The organism is Sphingomonas sp. 2SG (assembly GCF_005503285.1).
GTDB lineage: Bacteria > Pseudomonadota > Alphaproteobacteria > Sphingomonadales > Sphingomonadaceae > Sphingomonas > Sphingomonas taxi.
In genome coordinates this window covers 14,408-34,409 of sequence record NZ_SCMZ01000013.1, presented here as the reverse complement: position 1 = coordinate 34,409, position 20,002 = coordinate 14,408, and the positions used below count along the sequence as shown (strand labels likewise).

The 20,002-nt window shown below is 67.4% G+C and carries 21 protein-coding genes and 1 tRNA gene; 7 read left to right on the top strand and 15 right to left on the bottom strand.

The genetic code is table 11. From position 1 onward, the window contains the following. Positions 1 to 41: 41 nt before the first annotated feature. Entirely contained in the window at positions 42 to 2,954 is a 2,913-nt protein-coding gene (locus FFS23_RS07595) for a TonB-dependent receptor (protein ID WP_137898114.1), read from the bottom strand. 166 nt (positions 2,955 to 3,120) lie between these two features. Continuing rightward, positions 3,121 to 3,792 carry a DUF6445 family protein gene (locus FFS23_RS07590; RefSeq protein ID WP_137898113.1) on the bottom strand — a complete coding sequence of 224 codons (672 nt, stop codon included), beginning with the start codon at positions 3,790 to 3,792 and terminating at the stop codon, positions 3,121 to 3,123. Positions 3,793 to 3,920: 128 nt separating this feature from the next. On the opposite strand from FFS23_RS07590, the gene FFS23_RS07585 reads away from it, so the two are divergent. Both FFS23_RS07585 and FFS23_RS20585 read left to right on the top strand, forming a co-directional pair. Next, on the top strand, positions 3,921 to 4,331 hold the full coding sequence (locus tag FFS23_RS07585) for a GntR family transcriptional regulator (protein ID WP_137898112.1): 411 nt from the start codon (positions 3,921 to 3,923) through the stop codon (positions 4,329 to 4,331). Between the two features lie 30 nt (positions 4,332 to 4,361). Further along, entirely contained in the window at positions 4,362 to 4,493 is a 132-nt protein-coding gene (locus FFS23_RS20585) for a hypothetical protein (protein ID WP_283214448.1), read from the top strand. A 49-nt stretch (positions 4,494 to 4,542) separates the two neighbouring features. Here FFS23_RS20585 and FFS23_RS07580 read toward each other — a convergent pair whose 3' ends face one another. After that, positions 4,543 to 5,031, bottom strand: a complete 489-nt coding sequence (locus FFS23_RS07580; protein WP_038658858.1) for a MarR family transcriptional regulator — start codon at positions 5,029 to 5,031, stop codon at positions 4,543 to 4,545. Positions 5,032 to 5,091: 60 nt separating this feature from the next. Between FFS23_RS07580 and FFS23_RS07575 the strand changes: the two genes are divergently transcribed. Together FFS23_RS07575 and FFS23_RS07570 are read left to right on the top strand one after the other, a co-directional pair. Next, on the top strand, positions 5,092 to 6,198 hold the full coding sequence (locus FFS23_RS07575) for a branched-chain amino acid aminotransferase (RefSeq protein ID WP_137898111.1): 1,107 nt from the start codon (positions 5,092 to 5,094) through the stop codon (positions 6,196 to 6,198). Between the two features lie 79 nt (positions 6,199 to 6,277). Beyond that, positions 6,278 to 6,352 (top strand) — tRNA-Gln (locus tag FFS23_RS07570). Positions 6,353 to 6,393: 41 nt separating this feature from the next. Here the strand turns inward: FFS23_RS07570 and FFS23_RS07565 are convergent. The 5 genes from FFS23_RS07565 to FFS23_RS07545 form a co-directional block, all read right to left on the bottom strand. Next, complete coding sequence (locus FFS23_RS07565) at positions 6,394 to 7,188, bottom strand: pyrroline-5-carboxylate reductase family protein (RefSeq protein WP_137898110.1); 795 nt, start codon at positions 7,186 to 7,188, stop codon at positions 6,394 to 6,396. Then, complete coding sequence (locus tag FFS23_RS07560) at positions 7,188 to 7,691, bottom strand: type III secretion system chaperone family protein (RefSeq protein ID WP_038658848.1); 504 nt, start codon at positions 7,689 to 7,691, stop codon at positions 7,188 to 7,190. The genes FFS23_RS07565 and FFS23_RS07560 overlap by 1 nt, the downstream gene beginning before the upstream one ends. A gap of 96 nt (positions 7,692 to 7,787) precedes the next feature. Next, entirely contained in the window at positions 7,788 to 8,072 is a 285-nt protein-coding gene (locus tag FFS23_RS07555; protein WP_038658846.1) for an accessory factor UbiK family protein, read from the bottom strand. Positions 8,073 to 8,104: 32 nt separating this feature from the next. After that, entirely contained in the window at positions 8,105 to 8,656 is a 552-nt protein-coding gene (locus tag FFS23_RS07550; protein ID WP_171009414.1) for a TspO/MBR family protein, read from the bottom strand. An 89-nt stretch (positions 8,657 to 8,745) separates the two neighbouring features. After that, a complete protein-coding gene (locus tag FFS23_RS07545; RefSeq protein WP_137898109.1) occupies positions 8,746 to 9,480 on the bottom strand; it encodes a TlyA family RNA methyltransferase in 735 nt (244 codons plus the stop codon). A 203-nt stretch (positions 9,481 to 9,683) separates the two neighbouring features. On the opposite strand from FFS23_RS07545, the gene FFS23_RS07540 reads away from it, so the two are divergent. Further along, on the top strand, positions 9,684 to 10,355 hold the full coding sequence (locus tag FFS23_RS07540) for an RBBP9/YdeN family alpha/beta hydrolase (RefSeq protein ID WP_038658841.1): 672 nt from the start codon (positions 9,684 to 9,686) through the stop codon (positions 10,353 to 10,355). 9 nt (positions 10,356 to 10,364) lie between these two features. Here FFS23_RS07540 and FFS23_RS07535 read toward each other — a convergent pair whose 3' ends face one another. From FFS23_RS07535 to FFS23_RS07510, 7 genes are all read right to left on the bottom strand, one after another. Next, on the bottom strand, positions 10,365 to 10,766 hold the full coding sequence (locus tag FFS23_RS07535) for a PIN domain-containing protein (protein ID WP_137898108.1): 402 nt from the start codon (positions 10,764 to 10,766) through the stop codon (positions 10,365 to 10,367). Then, a complete protein-coding gene (locus FFS23_RS07530; protein ID WP_137898107.1) occupies positions 10,763 to 10,993 on the bottom strand; it encodes a hypothetical protein in 231 nt (76 codons plus the stop codon). Before FFS23_RS07530 ends, FFS23_RS07535 begins: the two co-directional genes overlap by 4 nt. A 46-nt stretch (positions 10,994 to 11,039) precedes the next feature. Further along, positions 11,040 to 11,174 carry a hypothetical protein gene (locus tag FFS23_RS20580; RefSeq protein WP_283214447.1) on the bottom strand — a complete coding sequence of 45 codons (135 nt, stop codon included), beginning with the start codon at positions 11,172 to 11,174 and terminating at the stop codon, positions 11,040 to 11,042. Next, complete coding sequence (gene dxs, locus FFS23_RS07525) at positions 11,171 to 13,096, bottom strand: 1-deoxy-D-xylulose-5-phosphate synthase (protein WP_137898106.1); 1,926 nt, start codon at positions 13,094 to 13,096, stop codon at positions 11,171 to 11,173. The genes FFS23_RS20580 and dxs overlap by 4 nt, the downstream gene beginning before the upstream one ends. A 53-nt stretch (positions 13,097 to 13,149) precedes the next feature. Further along, positions 13,150 to 13,617: a Fur family transcriptional regulator gene (locus FFS23_RS07520; protein WP_038658829.1), complete on the bottom strand. Its 468-nt coding sequence runs from the start codon at positions 13,615 to 13,617 to the stop codon at positions 13,150 to 13,152. 41 nt (positions 13,618 to 13,658) lie between these two features. Then, a complete protein-coding gene (locus FFS23_RS07515; RefSeq protein WP_137898105.1) occupies positions 13,659 to 14,051 on the bottom strand; it encodes a MerC domain-containing protein in 393 nt (130 codons plus the stop codon). 122 nt (positions 14,052 to 14,173) lie between these two features. Then, on the bottom strand, positions 14,174 to 15,967 hold the full coding sequence (locus tag FFS23_RS07510) for a methyl-accepting chemotaxis protein (protein WP_171009413.1): 1,794 nt from the start codon (positions 15,965 to 15,967) through the stop codon (positions 14,174 to 14,176). A 298-nt stretch (positions 15,968 to 16,265) separates the two neighbouring features. Here FFS23_RS07510 and FFS23_RS07505 point away from each other — a divergent pair, with 298 nt between their 5' ends. Then, positions 16,266 to 17,522, top strand: a complete 1,257-nt coding sequence (locus tag FFS23_RS07505; RefSeq protein ID WP_137898103.1) for an MFS transporter — start codon at positions 16,266 to 16,268, stop codon at positions 17,520 to 17,522. Between the two features lie 84 nt (positions 17,523 to 17,606). After that, a complete protein-coding gene (locus FFS23_RS07500; protein WP_137898102.1) occupies positions 17,607 to 19,919 on the top strand; it encodes a TonB-dependent receptor in 2,313 nt (770 codons plus the stop codon). Positions 19,920 to 20,002: the final 83 nt, after the last annotated feature.

Genomic DNA, 20,002 nt, shown 5'->3' with positions numbered 1-20,002 from the left:
AGACGACAGCCCAAGGTTCCGGGGAGGAATGGAGGTCGGCGTCAGAATTTGTAGGTGACGCCGATATAATAATCGCGGCCATAGCGCTGGTAATCGATCACCTGGCGCGGATCGTCGTTCTGATAGGTGATGAACGGACGATCGGTGAGGTTCTTCGCCTGCGCGAGGATCGAGAAGCCGCGGAGGAAGCCCTCCTGGAATTCATAGCCGATCTGCGCGTCGAGGATCGCCTCCGACTTGGCGGTGCGGTAGGTCGGCGATGCCGAAAGGCCGGCGACCTCGGCGAGGAAGTCCGAGCGGTAGCGATAGTTGGCGCGCGCCTGGAAGCCCCATTTCTCGAAGTAGATCGTGCCGCTGCCGGTCCACTTGGACAGGCCGGGCAAGGTGATCGCCTGCGTCGGGTTGCTGGCGAACTTGATCGTCGACTGGGTGTAGTTGCCGCTTGCGAAGATGCCGAAGCCGTCGAGCGCGCTGGTGATCGCCTTGAACGGCAGCGAGATGGTCGCCTCGACGCCGAGCACCTCGCCGCGACCGGTGTTGGCCGGTGCGCTGACGTTGCCGATCGTCTGGCCTGCGGCGATGACCTGCGCCTGCTGCGCCGCGGTCAGCGCCGGCAGCAGCGCCGAGAAGTCATAGGCATAGCTGTTGTTCGGATCGACGAAGTCGGTGAGGTGCTTGAAATAGCCCGACAGCGCGACATAGCCGCCGGCGTCGAAATATTTCTCTAGCGACAGGTCGATGTTGGTCGACTGATAGGGTCGCAGCGCGACGTTGCCGCCGGTCGAGCTGAACACCGGGAACAGCCCGGCCGGGGTACGACCGATGTTGGTGAGGTTGATCCCCACGTCCTGCGTGACGCGCTCCTGATCGAGGCGCGGACGCACCATCGTCTGCGACGCGCCGAGCTTGACGTAGCCATTGTCGACCAGCTCGACCGAGAAGGTCGCCGAGGGCAGGACGTTGGTATATTTCTCGGTCTGGTCGGCCGGGGCGACGGTAACCACGCCGTTGACGACGCTGGCGATCTGGCCGACCGAACGCTGTTCGGAGCGGACCACCTGCACGCCGAGCGCACCCTTCACCGCCTTGCCGCCGACGTCGCCGTCGAGGCTCAGCTTGGCATAGCCGGTATAGACGTCCTCGATGACGCGATTGTCGCGGACCAGCGACGACGGCCGGTTGTCATAGGCGGCGTTGAGCGCATTGTTGTACACGTAGAGCGGGTCGTAGGTCAGCATCGCCGGGACGCCGAGATAGTCGAGCGGAATGTTGGTGCCGAGCAACGCCTCGGTCGGCACGGCGGCGCTGGTCGGCGTGCCGCTCGCGACGGTGCAGCCGGTGCCGGCGCCCCGCGGGCAGAGGAAATAGGAGGTATAGGCGCTGGTCTTCTCGCGCCGGCTGTAATTGCCGCCGACCTCCCAGCTACGCACGAGGCTGCCCTCGAACTCGCCGTTGAGGCTGGCGCGCAGCGACTTCAGATCGTCCTTGAACTTGGGCTGGTTGAGGAAGCCCGACTGGACCACCGCCTGCGTGCCGTTGTTGCCCCAGCCCTGCGGATCGGTGAGGCGCAGGATGTTGGTGTTGGTATAATCGAGCGTCGGCACGATCCGGTAGGTGCCGTTGGCATTCTGCGTGACCGTCACCGTGTCGGCGACGCCGCTCTTGGCGAAGCCGGTGCCGGTGTTGGTCTCGAGCAGGAAGTCGGTGCGCGTCGCGCGGCTCCAGCTCGCATCGACGTTGAAGTGGAGGCGCTCGCCGAGCTTGATGTCGTTGTTCCAGCCCAGAGACAGATTCTCCGCCTTGCGCTGGTTATAGTCGTTGCGCTGCACCGCGAAGACGTTGCTGAACGTCGTCGTCGTCGCGAAGCCGTTGTTGACGGTGATGCCGCTGCGCACCGGATCGGAGAAGCCGAGCGGGAACTCGATGCCGCGCAGCCGCTGCGTTTCCTCGAAATTGGAATAGAGCGCGTCGAAGGTCGAGTGGAACACCTCGGACGGCTGCCATTCGATCGTGCCGACCGCGCCGTAGCGCTTCAGCTCGTTCGACTGGACATAGGGCTTGGCGCCGCCGAGGATGTACGGGTCGGCGGCGGTGCCGGTGCCCGGATAGCCCCAGGCATTGTAGCGCTCGTCCTGCGACGGCGTCTGCGTCCCCGACACGCCGATCGCGATACCAAGCGTGTCGCCCGCGAATTTGTCGATATAGGTCGCCGAGGCGCGATAGCCGTAGCGCGACGAATCCGGGTTGAGATTGTCGATGCCGTTCATCTGGCCGCGGGCGTTGATCGCGAAGACGCGGCCCGATTGTTCGAGCGGACGCAGCATGCGCAAATCGACGGTGCCCGAGATGCCCGCCGCGATCAGCGACGCGTCGGCGGACTTGTAGACGTTGACGTTGCGGAAGAATTCCGAGGGATATTGATCGTATTCGACGCCGCGGTTGTCACCGACGGTCACCTGTTCGCGGCCGTTGAGCAGCGTCGTCGAGAAATCGGGGCCGAGGCCGCGGATCGACAGGCGTTGGTCGCGCCCCTCGAGCCGCTGCGCAGTTACGCCGGGCAGACGCGCGAGCGAATCGGCGATCGAGACGTCGGGCAGCTTGCCGACGTCCTCGGCCGAGACGCTATCGACGATCAGCGTCGAGTTGCGCTTGATCTTCGCCGAATTGGCGAGGCTGGCGCGAATGCCGGTGACGACGATCTCGCCACTGTCGGTGGCGGCGTCCTCGACGGTCTGCGTCTGTGCCGCCTCCTGATTGGGGGTCGGCTCGGCGGCGGGGGCCGGCGCCTGCACCGTCGCCGCGGCGGGCGGATTGGCGGTGGGCGATTGCGGGTTGGGCGCTTCCTGCGCGAAGGCGGCACCGCCGGTGACCAGCAGCACGCTGGCGATGGCGACGGTGCTGGAGCACAGCGCGATACGAGCGCGGCGCGTGTATAGAGACTCGGTCTGGGACACGAAGAAATCCTCCCCCTGGTGGCGTCATGCCCCCACCCGCTCCATCGCGGATGATCAGCTGACTGGTTACCCGGCTTGTGAACGCGGGGGGATTAGGAGCCAAGTCGGCCACATACGTATTCACGGAGCGGCAAGCGCGCCGTGCTTTTCGTGCAACGTCAGGCCCCTAGTGCGTGGCGTCGAGGAAGGTGTTGACGGTGAGCCGGCCGGTCGCCGGATCGGGATCGAAGGCGAGGTCCACCGGCAAATCGGCGCAGTGCAGCGTGTTCGACCGATAGAGGATCGCGCGATTGAACCGCCCCTCGTGCACCGCCAGCCGCTCGAACAACGGCGTGTCGCCCGCGATATACCCGGCCGCGGGCAGGCCGTCGCGCCGCAGGTCGGTGTCGAGCGCGGCGCGATACGGGTCGAGCCGCGTCGCGTCGATCGACTCGAAACCGGTGCTGCGATGCCGGTAGAAGGCGGTGCCGCTGCGCTCGTCCGGCGACAGATAGTGGAGCAGCGCGAGCCGCGTCGGCGAGACTTCGTCGAAATGCGGCAGGCGCTGGATCGGCGCGAGCGCCGCCGGCGGCGTGGTGACGATCGAATAGAAGGCATCGGCGATCACCAGCCCGCCGACGCCGAACGCCGCCTGTGCGACGGGCTCGAGCCGGGCGAGCAGATCGCGCAGCATTCGCGGTGAGACCGGGGCGCGGATGCCGGGATAATGCGGCCCGATCGGCGCGAACGACAGGAAGGCGGCATCGTCGCGGAAGCGCGCGGCATCGGCGAACCCGTCGATGACGACGACGGGCTGCGCCTCGGCGCCGTGGTGGGTGATCGAAACCGTCCAGTCCATCGCCGGCGATGTCGGACATGACGACGAAGAATGCAATTGCGGAACCCGCAAGGGCTCATATCCAGACTTCCGCCATTGCGTCGCAACATCTATGATGGAGAGGCGACGGGATCAACGGAGGCGATGCCATGACGGAGCCGGTCTACACCCTGTACGACGTTCGCGATTACCCGATCGTGCGCTTCGTCGGCGAGGCGGCCGAAGGCTATGCGACGCGCTGGTGCGCGGAAATGGATCGGTTGCTCGCCGATGGCGGGCGGTTCGTGCTGATCTATCCGCCGCGCCGCCAGGAGGAGGCACATGCCGACCGCGTCGCTCGTGGCCAGTGGCTCAAACACAATAAGACGGCCTTGGCCGAGCGCTGCCTCGCGGTGATCGCGATCGAGCCCGATGCCGCGCGGCGGGCGGAGATGGAAGCGATGTACCCCAATCTCGTCAAGGCGTTCGGCACGCCGCAGGCCGTACGCGCCACGGCCGCCGAGGCCGAACGGCTCGCGCGCCACCTGCTGGCCGGCGGCAGGCCGTCCGACGGGGTGTGAGCGCAGCGCCGCCGGACGGGGTGAGGGATCATGGTCGATGTCAGCGGGCGGGTCGACATGCCGATCCACAATGCCGGCTGGGTCGCCTATGAGCCGATCGCGGCGATCCGCAAGGCGGCGTTCGACCGGATGATGGCGATCGCGGTCAAGGCGTCGCTGTAGCTGGCGCAGTCGGCGACCAAGCCGCCGCGCGAGCGCCGCCCCCCGCCCGTCAGGATCGCAGGCCCTCGACCAGCGTCAGGTCGACGTCGGGGATCATGCCTTCCAGCACCGCCCAATAGCCCGACACCGCATCCTGCCCGGCGGTCTGGTATGCCTGCGACATCTTGATCCGCACCGCCTCGAACAGGTCGTTCTCCATCCGTGCGCCCTCTTCGGTCAGGCGCAGCAGACGCTGGCGGCGGTCGCGTTCGCCCGGACGGGTCTCGACCAACTTGCGGTCGGTTAGTTCGTTGAGTACGCGGCCCAAGGACTGTTTGGTGATCGCGAGCAATCCCAGCAACTCGCTGACCGTCAGGTCGGGTTTGCGCGCGATGAAATACAGTGCACGATGATGCGCGCGGCCCAATCCCTGTGCTGCGAGCCCCTGATCGACGGAGCGGGTGAGATGGCTATGGCCAAAATACAGCAGTTCCATGCCGCGACGCAATTCGGGCTCGCGGAGAAACTGGGCGGAAGCGGAGGGAGCTGTGGCAGCCATGTTGACCAGTTTAGCCCTCGCCCGTACGCGTCCGCAACCCCTGATGCCTGAGAGAAATCGATGACCCGTGTTTCCACGGCCGCCGCGCCGACCTTCCGTTTCGATCGCAGCGCGACCCCGGTCGAGGCCAATGAGCGCGCCGCGCGGCTGGTCGATCCGGGCTTCGGCCGCGTCTTCACCGATCATATGGCGGTGATCCGCTACACTGAGGCGGAGGGCTGGCACGACGCCGCGATCACCGCCCGCGCGCCGATCACCGTCGACCCGTCGACTGCGGTGCTCCATTATGCGCAGGAAATCTTCGAGGGGCTCAAGGCCTATCGGCTCGACGACGGCGGCACCGCGCTGTTCCGCCCCGACGCCAATGCGCGCCGCTTCAACAACAGCGCACGGCGGCTGGCGATGCCAGAACTGCCCGAGGAGCTGTTCCTGCAATCGTGCCGGCAGTTGGTCGCCACCGAGCGCGACTGGTTTCCGCAGATCGAGGGCGGCGCGCTTTACCTGCGTCCCTTCATGTTCGCGAGCGAGGCGTTCCTCGGCGTCAAACCGTCGTCCGACTATCTCTATATGGTGATCGCCTCGTCGGTCGGCGCCTATTGGAAGGGCGGCGCACGCGCCGTGTCGATCTGGGTCAGCCAGGATTATACCCGCGCCGCGCCCGGTGGCACCGGCGAGGCGAAATGCGGCGGCAATTATGCCGCCAGCCTGCTCGCCCAGTCCGAGGCGATCCGTCAGGGTTGCGACCAGGTCGTCTTCCTCGACGCGGTCGAGCGCCGCTGGGTCGAGGAACTGGGCGGCATGAACGTCTTCTTCGTGTTCGACGACGGTTCGATGGTGACGCCGCCGCTGACCGGCACGATCCTGCCCGGCATCACCCGCGATTCGATCATCCGCATCGCGCGCGACCAGGGGATCGAGGTGCGCGAGGAGCTGTACGGCATCGACCAGTGGCGTGCCGATGCGGCGAGCGGTCGCCTGACCGAGGCGTTCGCCTGCGGGACCGCCGCGGTGGTGACGCCGATCGGCGAGGTCGCCGGTGTCGACGGTCGGTTCACGATCGGCGGCGGCGGCACCGGTCAGCTCACGCAGCGGATGCTCGACGCGCTGTCGGCGATCCAGCGCGGTCGCGCGGCCGACCCGCACGGCTGGTTGCAGCGGCTCGACTAATTTCGTCGGGGCGGCCCGAAAAGTCGTACCGGCGGGGCTTTCCAACCCCGCCGACCCGGCTATAAGGCCGCCTCCTCGTTGGGGCGTCGCCAAGTGGTAAGGCAGCGGCTTTTGGTGCCGCCATCCGCAGGTTCGAATCCTGCCGCCCCAGCCAGGATCCAGACACATCGACCTCGATGCGCCGGTCGCGGCGGCCTAGTCCCGCGCTGCCGCCGCCATGGCCCGGTTGCGCGCCGCGGACGCCGCCAACGTCTCGGTCAGCAGCGTGACGAGGCGATCGTCGCGGTCGAGAACGTTCAAGCCTTCGCGGGTCGAGCCGCCCGGACTGGCGACACGATCGGCGAGTGTCGCGGGGCTGACGTCGGCCTCTGCGGCCATCGCCGCCGATCCCTCGAGCGTCGCCAGCGCGAGCCGGGCCGCCTGATCCTGCGACAGGCCCAAAGCCGCACCCGCCTGCGCGAGCGCATCGGCGAAACGGAAGACGAAGCCGGGGCCGCAACCAGCGAGCGCGGTGACGTCGTCGAACTGCGCTTCGCCGGCTATCCACTCGACGAGGCCGAGTGGCCGCATCCATTCGGTCAGCTCGGCACGTGTCGCATCGTCCGCGGCGGTGGAGAAGAGCGCGACGACGCCCTGGCCGATCGCGACCGGCAGGTTCGGCATCGCACGCACCACCGCGCCCGCCTTGCAGAGCGTGGCGAGCGTCGCCTCCTCCACACCGGCGAGGATCGACACCAGCACGCGCGGCGCATGACGAGCGAGCGGCCCGTCACGCAACAGGCCCAGCTGCTGCGGCTTGAGACCGAGCAGGATGACGTCGAACGCCCCCTCCCCCGCGTCGGGGATCGCCGGGACGACGCGGACGCCATCGGGCATCGCGCGACCGCTGGGGCTGACGACGGTGACGTCGGCGGGCGACAGGCCGGCGGCGAGCCAGCGGCGGAGCATGGCGCCGCCCATGTTGCCGGCACCGACCATGAGCAGCCGCATCAGGCCTCGCCCTGCGTCTCGATCAGCGCGGCGGCGAGCGCCTCCTTGGGGGTCTTGCCGCCCCACAGCACGAACTGGAACACCGGATAGAAGCGCTCGCACTCCTCGATCGCCGATTCGACGAGCAATTCGGTGGCGCCGAGCGACATCGTCCCCTCCTCCTCGCCGTCGATCATCGCGGCATGGCGGTAGAGCAGCACGCCCGAGGACGACCAGAGCTCGAAATGGCCGATCCACAATTGCTCGTTGACCAGGCCGATCGCCTCATAGACCGCGGCGCGGCGATCGTCGGTGACCTTGATGTCGGGAAAGGCGAGGAATTGCAGGACGCTGTCGTCCTCGCGCCAGAGCGCGCGCAATTCGTAGCTGGTCCAGCTGCCCTTCACCGTTGCGACGATCTCGTCGTCGTGACGCTCGTGCTCCCAGCCATGCGCGGCATAATAGGCCTCGAGCATGTCGATGGGGGCGTCGGGTTCGGATTCGTGTTCAGCGTGGTCGAGCATCGTTACGCCTCTATCGCACGACAAGGCTGCCGAGGCAAAAACGCCCAGGCAACCCCATCGTGGACAACACTGTCGATAAAGCTGTGGAAAAGTCGATCAGGCGGTGGGGACCGGATCGGCAGACGGCGTCGGGGTGGCGCCGAGCCGCGCTTCCAGCGCATCGAGCCGCGCCTTGAGCGCATCGTTTTCGTCGCGCGCGGCGACGGCCATCGCCTTCACCACCTCGAACTCGTCGCGGCTGACGAAGTCGAGACCGCCGATCCACTCGCGCGCCCGTGCCCGCGCGCCCGATTCGGCCTCGCGGCCGACGCCGGCCAGAGTGCCGGCGGCGCCGTTCACCAGCTTCACCAGATCGTCGAACAGGCGGTTGTCGGATTGCATATCGAAGGGTCCCGGAAAAGCGATGCTATGTGTCAGAGCATCTGGGACGTATGCGCCGCCGGCACAAGGGTTTCGGCATCGGGGTTGAGCTGGCCGATCCGCCAGGTCAGGACGCCGGCGAAGCTGATCCAGATCAGATAAGGCACCATCAGCCACGCGGCGAGCGGGCGGATGCGACCGAACAGCACGGTGGCGATCGTCGCGACGATCAGGATCGCGACGATGACCAGCAATGCGACGCCAACCTGATGCATCCCGAAGAACAGCGGCGTCCATGCGAGGTTGAGGACGAACTGGACGGCGAAGGCCGTCAAAGCCAGTCCCCGCCCGCGTGCGCCACGCGCATGGAGGATCATCGCCACCGCGAGGCCGAGCAGGATGTAAAGCGAGGTCCAGGCGACCGGGAAGACCCAGCCCGGCGGGGTCAGCGCCGGCTTCTGCAACGCGACGTACCAGCCGTTGTCGGCACCCGCCGGCACCGCTCGTCCGGAGGCGAAGCCGAGCAACAGGATCAGCGGTACGGTAAAGATGGCCCAGCGCAGGAAAGACACCCGCAACTGTCCCTTGGAAGCGATGCCCCCCACCCGATGCTCCTCAACAGCGTTCACGCCTGCTTTGCCGCGCCGCGCAGCCTTCGTAAAGCACCCGTATCGGTGATCGTTCCCATTGTAGATCAATCGCGTATCGCGGCGACCAAATATTCCACATTGCCCTCCGGCCCGGTGATCGGGCTCTCGACGACACCGACCGCAGGCCAGCCTTCCGCCGACAGCCATGCGACGACCTCGTCGCAGACACGGGTTCGGACTGCCGGATCGCGTACCACCCCGCCCTTGCCGACCTCGGCCCGCCCCGCCTCGAACTGTGGCTTGATCAGCGCGAGCAGTCGCGCGCCCGGCCGGGCGAAGCCCATCGGCCGCTCCAACACCTTGGCAAGACCGATGAAACTGGCGTCGCAGACGATCAGGTCGACGGGCTCCGGGATATGCGCGTCGGTGAGGATGCGGGCGCTGGTCTGTTCGTGGACGATGACGCGCGGATCCTGACGCAGCTTCCACGCGAGCTGGTTGGTGCCGCTGTCGACGGCATAGACGCGCGCCGCGCCGCGGCTGAGCAGCACGTCGGTGAAGCCGCCGGTCGAGGATCCGACGTCGATCGCCACCGCATCGGTGACGGCCCAACCGAAATGGTCCAGTCCGTGCGCCAGCTTGATGCCGCCGCGCGATACCCAGGGATGATCGCGCCCACGCACGTCGAGCGCGACGTCGTCGGGGAACGCCTGTCCCGGCTTGTCGACCTTGCGCGTGCCGGCGAACACGAGCCCCGCCATGATCAGCGCCTGCGCACGCGTCCGCGATTCCGCAAGGCCGCGATCGACGAGCATCTGGTCAGCACGGGTCTTTGCCATGACGCGCGCCCTAGCGCGGAAATGGCGCGCGCGTCACCCCGCATGCGCCGGTCCTTCGCTCCGGCGCTCGCCGCCTTCGATTGGGCGCATCGGCAATTGCCTAGTGGAACAGTAGGATTATCTTCTCGGTAGTGCTGGTGTGGAAGGACGGAGGATCCGAACCCCGGCCCGACACGCCCTTTCACACGGAGGGAGATGCAGCCATGACCGGATTTTCCAGTTTCGAAAGCGTGCAACCGACCATCCTGACCGTGCCGGGCCTCGGCGGCTCCGGGCCGTCGCACTGGCAGACCTTGTGGGAGGATTCGCGGCCCGACACGCTGCGCGTCGAGCTCGGCATGTGGAACACACCGCATCGCAACGCCTGGGTGACCAAGCTCGACCAGGCGATTTCCCGCGCCGAGGCGCCGGTGATCCTAGCCGCACATAGCCTCGGCTGCCTCGCGGTGGCGTGGTGGGCGGAGCTGAGCCCGCAGCCCTATGGCTGGCCGGTCGCCGGGGCATTGCTGGTGGCACCCGCCGATGTCGATCGACCCGGAGCGCCCGACGAATTGCGCGGCTTCGCGCCGACGCCGCGCACTCCCCTGCCCTTCCCGTCGATCCTCGTCGCGTCGAGCGACGATCCGTGGATCGGCATCGACCGCGCGCACAGCCTCGCCGCGCAATGGGGCAGTCATTTCATCGATGCCGGGCCGCAGGGGCACCTCAACGCCGCCAGCGGCATCGGCTGGTGGGAGGAGGGGCAGGAGTTGCTCAACCGGGTGATCGCCGCGGGCACCGACAGTCGTGGCCGCGCGCGCCCGGCGAGCGACGCACGTTCGATCCTCGCGATCAACGCCACCGAGGCGGCGCAGGCGCATTACCTCGGCCGGTGACCTGCCGCGTCAGGCGGGCGCGAAGGGGTTCACGATCCTGACGCGCCCGTTGATGACGAGGCCGTGGTGCATGTCTTCCGAATAGAGGATGTCGCACCCGGCAATGACGGCTGCCGCCGCGATCATCCCGTCGTAGATCGAGAGGGTATAGCGTTCAGCCAGACGCACGCCGAGTTGGTGGAGTGCGAGGTCCAGCACCACGAGCCTAGGACACCGATCGACAACGGTCTCGATCGCCAATCCGATCTTCCGCCAGTCCCAACCCTGCTTGCGGCGCAGGACGTTCGCCAGTTCGTTCAACGATTGTGCGCTCACGACGCCGCCTTGCTGCAGCAACCGATAGGCGACCAAGCTTCGCGGATCGCCCGTGAAGGCATAGACGAGAACATTGGAATCGAAGAAGACGCTCATCGGCGCGCGTTGGCTTCTTCCCGGTCGAATTTGTAATCGGGGGGCAATGGGCTGGCGAGCTTCTTCATCCGGTCGATCGCGGAATCCCGTGCCGCGTCGGATACGGGGATGGTTATCACCCCCGGCACGGTCAGGCTCACATCGTCACCGTCGTGGAGCCCCAAAGAGGCAACGACCTCGTCGGGGACCTTCACGATATAGCCATCCGATGTCTTGGTCAGCTTCATGACCCGCTCATACCATAATATCGTGACAGGGGCGAGACGGGGGCGTTCAGCCCCCCTCCAGCTCCTGCTCGCGCCCCTTGGCCGTCGCCGCCTTCATCGCGCGGTAGAGGCGGACGTTGAGGCCGATCAGCACCACCAGCGCGAGGCCGGTGATGACGACGACCGCGGTCCACCCCTTCATGCGCGCGCGCCCTCGGTCACCTCGGTGCTGTTGTGGCGCAACGTCCTGAGCACGGTCTGGACGATATGGTCGGCGTCGAGGCCCGCTTCGGCATATTGCTTCTCGGGCTTGTCCTGATCCTGGAAGACGTCGGGCAGGCGCATCGTGCGCAGCTTGAGCCCGCCGTCGATCAGCCCCTCGTCGCTCGCCAGCGTCAGCACGTGCGCGCCGAAGCCGCCGACCGCATTCTCCTCGATCGTCACCGCCACCTCATGCGTGGTCAGCAGGCGGCGGATCAGCGCCTCATCGAGCGGCTTGGCGAAGCGCAGGTCGGCGACGGTGGTCGACAGCCCCTTGGCCTCGAGCACTTCGGCAGCCTTGAGCGCTTCCTCCAGCCGGGTGCCGAGCGACAGGATCGCAACGGTCTTGCCCTCACGGACGATGCGGCCCTTGCCGATCTCGAGCCGCTGCGGCACCGCGGGCAAGTCGACGCCGACGCCGTTGCCGCGTGGGTAGCGGAGCGCGATCGGACCGCTGTCGTGCAACGCGGCGGTATGCGTCATATGAACCAGCTCGGCCTCGTCCGCCGCCGCCATCACGACGAAATTGGGCAGTGTCGCCAGATAGGTGACGTCGAACGACCCGGCATGCGTCGCGCCGTCGGCGCCGACCAGCCCGGCGCGGTCGATCGCGAAGCGCACCGGCAGGTTCTGGATCGCGACGTCGTGGACGACCTGGTCATAGGCGCGCTGGAGGAAGGTCGAATAGATGGCGCAGAACGGCCGCATTCCCTGCGCGGCGAGACCCGCGGCGAAGGTCACCGCATGCTGTTCGGCGATGCCGACGTCGAAGGCGCGATCGGGGAACGCCTTGGCGAAACGATCGACGCCGGTGCCCGAGGGCATCGCCGCGGTGATCGCCACGATCGTCGGGTCGCGCTCGCCTTCCTTGATCAAGGCATCGCCGAAGACGTTCTGATATTGCGGCGGTCCCGGTGGCGCCTTGGCCTGCGCGCCGGTGATGACGTCGAATTTCTGGACGCCGTGATATTTGTCCGCCGCCGCCTCGGCCGGGCCATAGCCCTTGCCCTTCTTGGTGACGACATGGACGAGGATCGGCCCTTCTTCGGCGTCGCGGACATTCTCGAGCACCGGGATCAGATGGTCGAGATTGTGGCCGTCGATCGGGCCGACGTAGTAGAAGCCGAGCTCCTCGAACAGGGTGCCGCCCATCGTCATGCCGCGGGCAAATTCGTCGGTCTTGCGCGCCGCGGCGTAGAAGGGCCGCGGCAGGCGGCGCGCGAACTTGCGCAGGATGTCGCGGACGCCGAGAAATTCGCGGCTCGACACGATGCGGGAGAGATAGGCCGACAGGCCGCCGACCGGCGGCGCGATCGACATGTCATTGTCGTTGAGGATGACGACCAGCCGGTTGCCCGCCTGTTCGGCGTTGTTCATCGCCTCATAGGCCATGCCCGCGGACATCGAGCCGTCGCCGATCACCGCAATGCCGCGGCCCGGCGTGCCGGCAAGCTTGTTCGCCACGGCGAAGCCGAGCGCCGCCGAGATCGAGGTCGAGCTGTGCGCTGCGCCGAACGGGTCGTACTCGCTCTCGCTGCGCTTGGTGAAGCCGCTGAGCCCGCCGCCCTGACGCAGCGTGCGGATCCGGTCGCGACGGCCGGTCAGGATCTTGTGCGGATAGCATTGGTGGCCGACGTCCCACACCAGGCGGTCGCGCGGCGTGTCGAAGACGTAATGGATCGCGGTGGTCAGCTCGACGACGCCGAGCCCCGAACCGAGGTGGCCGCCGGTCGATCCGACCGCCGAGATCGTCTCCTGCCGCAGTTCGTCGGCCAGCTGGCGCAACTGCTCGGGAGGGAGTTTTCGCAGCTCTTCCGGTGTGTTGACGGTATCGAGCAGCGGCGTTTCGGGTAATTCGGCCATCGGACCCGTCTACGCGCTTGTACGATGGGTGTCGATTGTCGGCGCGCGCAACGTCAGGCGCAGTCCGCGCATTTGCCGCGCACCTCGATCACCGGACGAATTGGTGCAAAACCAACAGCTTGCGCGGCACTCCTGACACCACGCGTGACCGTGTCGTCGTCGAGATGCACCGTTTGTCCACACGAATCGCATACCAGAAAGATACAATCGTGCAGGCAATCGGGATGCGCATTGGCCACGTAAGCGTTTGAGCTTTCGACCTTCCGCGCGAGATTGGACGCCACGAAGACGTCGAGGATGCGGTAGATGCTGTTCGCGGCGACGCGGCGGCCCTCGCTCTTCGACATCGCCTCCGCGATATCATAGGCGCTGGCCGGCTTGGTGAAACCGACGAGCGCGGCGAAGACGTTGGCGCGCATCTGCGTCCATTGCTCGCCGGACTTCTCCAGCGTCGCGCGCGCGGCCTTGGTGAGGTCTGCGCCCTGCGGCTCGTGGTGATCGTGATGCGCGTGCGCTGCCATAACGGGGACTTAGGTGGCGTCGACCGTGATCACAAGCGGCGTCAGATGACGGCGCGACGGTTGAGATCGTGGCCGAACGCCAGCAACCCGACGCCGATCACCGTCCACAAGGTTTCGGCACCGCCGCCACCTTCGTGCGGCAGGGTCATCGCACCCGCCATGATCCCGAGGCCGAAGGCGCCCATCGACGCGGGCATGACATAGCCGTGCTCCAGAACGCCGCGGCCGAGCGCGACCGCACCGAGGAAGATGGCGATCGTCAGGCCGATCTCGTGGAAGATCGGGTTGAGCAGCAGCCCGCCCGCCGCCGACAGCATCGCCAGCAGCACCGCGCTCGCGAGACAATGGACGACGCACAGGCCGGACAGCGCGATCGCGGCGCGATCGAGCCAGGCCCAGCCGAAGCGGCGTACAATATGCGTCCCGTGCGTCATTGCTGCCGTCCATCTAGGCCGGTTGCTGCAAGGTTACAATATCACATGGCGTATTCGGCAGCGATTTTCTTGCGGTCTTTCATTGACAAGCCGGCAGCCCCGCGGCCGCCGGAGGGCCGCGGTCAGCTGGCGGCGAGCGACGGCGTGTCGTTGCCGGGATGAACCAGCGCGAGCTGCGCGGCTCGCGCGTCGCGGATCGGGCCGGCGGTGGGCTTGGCGTCGAGCTTGAACCCGTCGACATCCTGCGCCAGCGCATCCGCCTCGGCGGCGAGTTCGCGCGCCGCCGCGGTCGCCTGTTCGACCATTGCCGCATTCTGCTGGGTCATGCCGTCCATCTCGCCGACCGCGACGTTGACCTGACTAAGCCCCCTCGCCTGCTGCTCCGACGAGCGGGCGATGCCGGAGACGAGATCGCTGACCTCGCCGATCCGCACGAAGATGCTGTCGAGCGTGCGCCCGGTATCGGTGACGAGGCCGACGCCGTCCTGCACCAGCGCCCCCGAGGCTAGGATGCGGCCCTTCACGTCGCGCGCCGCATCCGCGGACCGCTGCGCCAGCGCCCGCACCTCGGAGGCGACGACGGCGAAGCCGCGTCCCGCGTCGCCCGCGCGCGCCGCCTCCACGCCGGCGTTGAGCGCCAGCAGATTGGTCTGGAAGGCGATGCCGTCGATCACCGAGATGATCTCCGATATCTCGTTCGACGAACGCTCGATCGCGCCCATCGCCTCGACGGCGCGACGCACGATTCCCCCTGATTCCTCGGTCTCGCGACGGACGTTTCCGACGATTGTGTCGGTCCGGTTGGCGCCGCTCGCCGCCTCGCTCACCGCCGAGGTGATCTCGTGGATCGCCGCCGCGGTCTGTTCGAGCGCCGCCGCCTGCTGCTCGGTGCGCAGCGACAGGTCGTCCGAGGCGCTGCGCAGCTCGACCGTCGCGACCTTCACCCGCGTGGCGGACTCGGCGACCCGGCTGAGCGTCTGCGACAGGCGCTCCATCGCGGCATCGAACGAACGCGCCAGTTCGCGATACTCGTCGGGCAGCGCGTCGCCGATCCGGTAGCGCAGATCACCGCTACCGAGTTCACCCAGCGCCTTGGTCAGTTCGCGGACGACGGCGTCCTGTTTGCGCGCGTTGGTGACCTGCGCCTGCGCCGCCACCCGGAACACCTCGACCGCGGCGACCATCGTGCCGATCTCGTCGGCCCGATCGCCGCCGGCAAGACGCAGCGTAAGGTCGCCATCCGCCATGCGGCGCATCGCGTTGGCGGTATCGCCCACCGGCCTCAGCACGCGACGGAGCAGATAGGCGAGCGCCGCTGCGGTCAGCGCGATCAGAATGAGGCCGATCAGCGCCAGCAATGCGATCGTCCTGGCGAGCTGACGCTGGCCGTGTTCGGCGAGCGCCTGCTGGACCTTGGCGGTGGCGATCACGAGCTGGTCGATATGCCGCCGGTGGGTCGCATAGAGCGTCGCGAGCCGCGCGTAGCTGGCCTGCATCGCCGCGGCGTCACCGCGTTCGACCGCGGGCATCAGGACGTGGTCGAGCTCGCTCCAGAACAGCTCGGCGTCATGTACCGCGCGATCGAGCGGCTGGCGGATCGACGGCTCCGACAGCGACGACGCCTTCCAGCGGGCGACGCTGGCGCGAAAGGCCTGTTCGGCCCGGGCGAGCGACGCGCGCCGGCGGGGCAGCGACGCCGGATCACGCGCGAGCAGCGTCGCGTCGAGAAAGGGTTCGATGACATAGGCGGGGGGCGGCAGGATGTCCGCGTCGAGGTCGCTGATCTCCTGATTTTGACGCGCGATCGGGCCGCCGACCCGGATCGTATCGATGCCGAAGCCGGCGACGATGCCGCAGAATAGCACCAGCGCGATCGCCGATAGCCCTGCAATCCGACATTTTTCCTGAATAGTCATACGATTGATCCGCTCACCCCGACGTACTTCACTCGGCATCACTTCGTCCTATTGCTAGTATAGTTGGGCCGAAGCCTCGGCGCGTCGACAAATCGCATTGCGCGAATATCGACGATCGCGGGGCCAAATCTCGATCAGGAGGAGCGGAAGCGTTCGTCATCGATCATCGGAATTGTCTCAACTACTTGAGCGGGTGGAGCGGGCGCGGCGGCGCAATGCGGCACGGCGCAGCGTCCTTTAGAAAAACTCCCTCGCCACCCCGGCGCGGGCCGCTCATGGTCGGGCGTATGAATGGACCATGGCATTGAGGACGGTAGGCGAGCTGAGCGCGCGCCATCGTGGGTTGCTGTTCGCGCTGGTGATCACCGCGGGGGTGCTCAACCTCGTCGATCGTCAGATCATCGCGGTGCTCAAGCCGACGATCGCCACCGAACTCGGCTGGAGCGACGACGATTACGGCACGCTCGCCGCCTGGTTCCAGACCGGCGCGGCGATCGGCTTCCTGTTCAGCGGCTGGATCGCGGACCGGCTCGGCGTCAAATGGGCCAATCCGGCGGGCGTGGCGGCGTGGAGCGTCGCGGCGCTGCTGCACGGCTGGGCGATGACGATCGGGCAGTTCACCGCGGTGCGGATCGCGCTCGGCGCGACCGAGGCGATGGGGACGCCGACCGGCGCAAAGACGGTCGCCGCGGTGCTGTCGCCGCGCTGGCGGTCGACCGGCTTCGGCGCGACCAACGCGGCGAGCAGCCTCGGCGCGATCCTCGCCCCGCTGGCGATCCCCGCGGTGGCGCTGGCGTTCGGCTGGCGCGGGACCTTCGTCGCCGCCGGGCTGTTCGGGCTGATATGGGCGGGCGGCTGGCTGATCGCGGCGCGCGGCGTGCGCTTCACGCCGCACCAGCCCGCCACGGCGACGCCGCTGGCGGCGCTCGACGGCCCGATCCTGCGCGATTCCCGGACCTGGGCGGTGGCGGGCGCCAAGATCCTGTCGGACGCGACCTGGTGGCTGCTGCTATTCTGGCTACCCGATTTCTTTCATCGCCAGTTCGGCCTGTCGGGGGTCGCGCTCGGCGTGCCGCTCGCCATCGCTTATGGCGGCGCGGCGGTGGGGTCGCTGGTCGGCGGCAGCGTGTCGACGCGGCTGCTCGGCAAGGGGGTTGCGGTGAACCGCGTGCGCAAGGGCATCATGCTGGTCGCGGCGCTGGCGGTGGTGCCGATCCCCTTCGCGCTGCTCATCCACGATTATCCGCTGGCGATCGCGCTGATGGCGCTGGCGCTCGCCGGGCATCAGGCCTTCTCGACCAATTTGTTTGCACTGATCGCCGACATCGTGCCGCAGCGCCGGGTCGGGCGGGTGACCGCCTTCGGATCGTTCTGCGGCAACGTCGGCGGCATCGGCATCGCTAAGGTCGCCGGACTGACGCTGGCGGCCGGGCTCGGCTATCTGCCGCTGCTGCTGTTCGCGAGCGTCGCCTATCTCGCCGCGCTCGGCTGGATCCAGTTGCTGCTGCCGCATCTGCAGCCGCTGGCGGAGGGTACGGACGAGGACGCGGTATAAAGGCGCGCTGTCGGGGGCCACGATGCTTCTTTATACCCCAGCGCGCAGAGGGATAATAAGGTCGCGCGATCAAAGGGGATTTCGATGAACGCCAACCGTTTGTTCGCGCTGCTCGCCACCACCTGCCTGTCCGCCGCCATGCCGGCCTTCGCCCAGGACGCGCCCCCGCCCGTGCCCGTGCCAGTGGCCGACGCGCCGGGCGACACGCAGGACGGCGAGATCGTCGTCACCGCGCGTTTCCGCAACGAAAGCCTCCAGCAGGTGCCGATCGCGATCACCGCGATCAGCGGCAGTTCGCTCGCCGAGCGGCAGTTGAACACGGTCGAGACGATCAGCGCGGCAATCCCCTCGGTCGGTTTCCGCAGCGGCGCGTCGAACAAGGACCGGACGATCTTCATCCGCGGCATCGGCACGATCACCACGTCCCCCGGCGTCGAGCCATCGGTGTCGACCGTGCTCGACGGCGTCGTGCTGACCCGGCCGGGCCAGTCGACGCTCGATCTCGGCGAGGTCGAGCGGATCGAGGTGCTGCGCGGGCCGCAGGGGACGTTGTTCGGCAAGAACGCTTCGGCGGGCGTCGTCAACATCGTCACGCGCAATCCCACCGACGACTTCCACGCTTTCGGCGAAGCGGGCGCGACCACCGATCGGGACTATCGCATCAAGGCGGGCGTGTCGGGCGCGATCGTGCCGGGCAAGCTCCAGGCGCTGATCGGCGGGCTCTACAGCGATTTCGACGGCAACACCCGCAATGCGACCACCGGCAACGACACCAACGGCTCGCGCCGTTACGGCGTGCGCGGCAAATTGGTCGCGACCCCGGTCGATGCACTCAAGCTGACGCTGATCGGCGATTACCTCAACACCTATGAGACGGTCGCCCCGGTCTATGCCTCGACGCGCCAGGTCGCCTACCCCACCGGGATCGTCAGCGTCTCGGCGCCGCTCGCCGCGGTGCTCGCCAATGCCGGGGTGCGGCCATCGGCCGACAATCGGGTCGCGGCGACCAATATCGACACCAACGTCCGCGACGAAAATTACGGCGGCTCGCTGACCGCCGAACTGGCGATCGGCGAGTATCGCGTCACCGCGATCACCGCGTGGCGGCAGTGGCTCAACCACCAGCAGCAGGATTACGACGGCCTGCCGACGCTCACCGCCGCCTTTCCGCAGGGGATCGACGACGGCCGCGTCGACAGCAAGCAATTCTCGCAGGAGCTGCGCCTCGCCTCGCCGCGCGGTGGACTGATCGACTATGTCGTCGGCGCTTATTACCTCCACGCCAGGACCGACGAGGTCTACGCGCGGACGCTGACGAGCCTTGCCGGCACGGTGCAGACGACGACCAACGGCGTCGCCGACTATGGCATCACCGACGACAATTATGCGCTGTTCGGCGAGGCCAACATCAACTTCACCACGGCGTTTCGCGGGATCGCCGGCTATCGCTCGACCTGGGACGACCTGTCCTTCTACCATCTGCGCACCTCGTCGGCCGATCCGACCAACAGCGGCGCGCCGGCGCTCGATCGCCCCGGCATCCGCGCCTATCACCGGGCGCAGGGCAGCACCGACCGGCGCGGCGACAGCTATCGTCTCGGCCTGCAACTCGACCTCGGCGCTCGTGCGCAGACCTATTTCACCTATTCGCGGGGCTATAAGGGGCCGGCCTACAACGTCTATTTCAACATGCGCTCGCTCAACGCGACCACCCCGCTCGACGAACTGCCGCTGAGCCCGGAAACGTCCAACTCGTTCGAGATCGGATTGAAGGGCAGCACCGCCGATCGCGCGCTGAGCTACAGCCTCGCCGCCTATACGACGACGTTCGACGGCTATCAGGCGAATTTCGCCGACGTGGTCAACGGCGCGCAGGTGACGCGGCTGATCAACGCCGGTTCGGTCCGCTCGCGCGGCGTCGAGGCGGACGTGACGCTGCGACCGGCCAAGGGCTTCACCGTCGATCTGTCGGGCGCTTATACCGATGCCAAGGTGCGCGACTTCCTCTGCCCGCCGGGTGCGCCGGTGAGCTGCAACGTCGACGGACAGCCGCTGCCCTATGCGCCGCGCGTCAAATTGTACGAGAATGCCGCCTATCGCTTCGCGCTGTCGGACGCCCTGGCGTTCGAACTGCAGAGCGACGTGACGTTCAGCAGCAAGGTGCAATATTCGCTGAGCGAGACCGCCAACACGATCCAGCCGGCCTATGCGATCTGGAACGCCAGCGTCGCGCTGGTCCGCCCTGCCGACGGCTGGCAGCTGCGGGCCTATGTCAAGAACATCACCGATACGTCCTACGCCAGCTTCCTCGCGCCGGGGACGTTCGCCGGAACGGTCCGCTTCGTCCCCCGCGACGACCGCCGTTACGGCGGACTGCTGCTGCGCAAGGATTTCTGAGCGAGGGGATAGCGATCACGGCCCCTCGCCCCGCGGCGGGCCGGAGATCCGGGACAAGGGATCAACGTTGCCACCCCCGCCTC

Excerpts from the sequence above, each read along its gene's own strand:
- FFS23_RS07540 (WP_038658841.1), top strand. The coding sequence starts at position 9,684 with ATGACCGGATTTTCCAGTTTCGAAAGCGTGCAACCGACCATCCTGACC.
- FFS23_RS07560 (WP_038658848.1), bottom strand. The coding sequence starts at position 7,691 with ATGCTCGACCACGCTGAACACGAATCCGAACCCGACGCCCCCATCGAC.
- FFS23_RS07530 (WP_137898107.1), bottom strand. The coding sequence starts at position 10,993 with ATGAAGCTGACCAAGACATCGGATGGCTATATCGTGAAGGTCCCCGAC.
- FFS23_RS07510 (WP_171009413.1), bottom strand. The coding sequence starts at position 15,967 with ATGACTATTCAGGAAAAATGTCGGATTGCAGGGCTATCGGCGATCGCG.
- dxs (WP_137898106.1), bottom strand. The coding sequence starts at position 13,096 with ATGGCCGAATTACCCGAAACGCCGCTGCTCGATACCGTCAACACACCG.
- FFS23_RS07565 (WP_137898110.1), bottom strand. The coding sequence starts at position 7,188 with ATGCGGCTGCTCATGGTCGGTGCCGGCAACATGGGCGGCGCCATGCTC.
- FFS23_RS20580 (WP_283214447.1), bottom strand. The coding sequence starts at position 11,174 with ATGAAGGGGTGGACCGCGGTCGTCGTCATCACCGGCCTCGCGCTGGTG.
- FFS23_RS07535 (WP_137898108.1), bottom strand. The coding sequence starts at position 10,766 with ATGAGCGTCTTCTTCGATTCCAATGTTCTCGTCTATGCCTTCACGGGC.
- FFS23_RS07555 (WP_038658846.1), bottom strand. The coding sequence starts at position 8,072 with ATGCAATCCGACAACCGCCTGTTCGACGATCTGGTGAAGCTGGTGAAC.
- FFS23_RS20585 (WP_283214448.1), top strand. The coding sequence starts at position 4,362 with ATGGTCGATGTCAGCGGGCGGGTCGACATGCCGATCCACAATGCCGGC.
- FFS23_RS07515 (WP_137898105.1), bottom strand. The coding sequence starts at position 14,051 with ATGACGCACGGGACGCATATTGTACGCCGCTTCGGCTGGGCCTGGCTC.
- FFS23_RS07580 (WP_038658858.1), bottom strand. The coding sequence starts at position 5,031 with ATGGCTGCCACAGCTCCCTCCGCTTCCGCCCAGTTTCTCCGCGAGCCC.
- FFS23_RS07520 (WP_038658829.1), bottom strand. The coding sequence starts at position 13,617 with ATGGCAGCGCACGCGCATCACGATCACCACGAGCCGCAGGGCGCAGAC.
- FFS23_RS07585 (WP_137898112.1), top strand. The coding sequence starts at position 3,921 with ATGACGGAGCCGGTCTACACCCTGTACGACGTTCGCGATTACCCGATC.
- FFS23_RS07575 (WP_137898111.1), top strand. The coding sequence starts at position 5,092 with ATGACCCGTGTTTCCACGGCCGCCGCGCCGACCTTCCGTTTCGATCGC.
- FFS23_RS07590 (WP_137898113.1), bottom strand. The coding sequence starts at position 3,792 with ATGGACTGGACGGTTTCGATCACCCACCACGGCGCCGAGGCGCAGCCC.
- FFS23_RS07500 (WP_137898102.1), top strand. The coding sequence starts at position 17,607 with ATGAACGCCAACCGTTTGTTCGCGCTGCTCGCCACCACCTGCCTGTCC.
- FFS23_RS07545 (WP_137898109.1), bottom strand. The coding sequence starts at position 9,480 with ATGGCAAAGACCCGTGCTGACCAGATGCTCGTCGATCGCGGCCTTGCG.
- FFS23_RS07505 (WP_137898103.1), top strand. The coding sequence starts at position 16,266 with ATGGCATTGAGGACGGTAGGCGAGCTGAGCGCGCGCCATCGTGGGTTG.